Source organism: Microvirga sp. P4_G7 (assembly GCF_056401005.1).
This window is the reverse complement of sequence record NZ_JBFUKD010000822.1, coordinates 1-1,425: the sequence shown is the minus strand read 5'-3', so window position 1 is coordinate 1,425 and position 1,425 is coordinate 1. Positions and strand designations below refer to the sequence as shown.

The window sequence follows — 1,425 nt, the reverse complement described above, 5'->3', positions numbered from 1 at the left end:
CAGCATCAATGGCTTATGGCGTCACCCCACTGGGATTTTCCCGGAAGTCGCTCGCGACCATCCTCGCAGAGGTGGAGCAGGAGAATATTCAGACCTTCGGACCAGGTGTCGTCCAATCCGCGCAATCTCCGCTTGGACAGATGAACGGGCTCTTCGCCAACCTGATCGCGCGGGAATGGGAACTGGCGGAAGACACCTACCAATCCTATGACCCCGATCAGGCGGACGGGTTCCGCCTTGAAATGCTCGGCCGTCTGCGTTTGCTGGCGCGGGCCGACGGCGAGTCAGACGCGTCGTTTCGCCATGCCATCACCAATGCCGGACGGGCGCGCATCGACATGCAAGACCTCGTCCGCGCGGTGAAGAACGTCTCAGGGGTCGGCTATGCTCAGGTGTTTGTGAACGATGCCGATGCGGTCGACGCCAACGGGATCTCAGGCCATTCGGTGGCCGTCGCCGTCATGGGTGGCGAGGACGCGACACTCGCTCAAACCGTCAGGGATTACGTCGTGCCGGGCATTGGAACTCACGGCAACGTCAGGGTCGACACGAACATCGAAGGCTTCTGCCGATCGGTTTGGCTCCTTCGTCCGGTCGAGGTGCCGATCTGGCTCAATATCGAGGTCTCGGTCGAGAGTGACCGCAATGGGTGTCCGCCGCCGTCACCATCTGCACTTGCTGCCGCCCTGGCACAGGATCTTTCGGGAGATGGCCAACCCATCAATGGCGCTGACGTCGACGCGCATATGATCCGGGTGCCGCTTGCGGTTCGACACCCGAACGTCCGCGTGAATGCGGTTGCGGCTGGTCGAAGCTCCGGCACCGTTCCGCCGGCGCCGCTGGCGATCGCATTCGACGAGATCGCGGTCTTTGCGGCCGCGCGCATCAACGTCACCATCGTCTAGGCTCAAAACATGGCTGTGCCTGTTTGTCCTTCGACCGGCGAGATGGTTGAGGAAGAGATCGATCGCGTCGCGACCCAATATCGGGAGTCGACCAATCTCCTTGGCTTGATCCGCACATACCTTCGTCAAATCGAGGAAGTCGCTCAGTCGATCTGTGTGATCCCATCCTTCTTCGATATCGATGACGCGATCGGTGATCAGCTGACGCTGGTCGGAAAGCGCATGGGGTGGCCCAGGTGCCATTGCGTTTGCGATGTCGCCCCGGTTGTGGGTTTCGATTGCGGGACAAGCTTCGGATTCGAGATCGTCGGTTTCTGTGAAGGCGGAACTTGGATCAACTGCCGAGAGGTCGGCAACAGCGAGATCTGTCTCGACGACGACGAGGTGTATCGCGGCTACCTGAAGGCCCGGCGATACCAGATGCTCGGTCTGTACGATGTTGCCTCCCTACAGAACGCATTGCGGCACGTCTGGGGACCGACTGCAACGGTCGCTGAGTCCGGCGCGGGCCGGGTTGTCC

General features: G+C 61.1%; 1 protein-coding gene and 1 pseudogene. Both read left to right on the top strand.

The annotated features are described in order from the left end of the window. Positions 1 to 905 (top strand): annotated as a pseudogene (locus AC1DT3_RS21015) (hypothetical protein); the annotation flags it as partial. Positions 906 to 914: 9 nt separating this feature from the next. Continuing rightward, a partial coding sequence (locus AC1DT3_RS21010) for a baseplate wedge 1 family protein (protein WP_477467133.1) occupies positions 915 to 1,425 on the top strand: 511 nt, incomplete at its 3' end.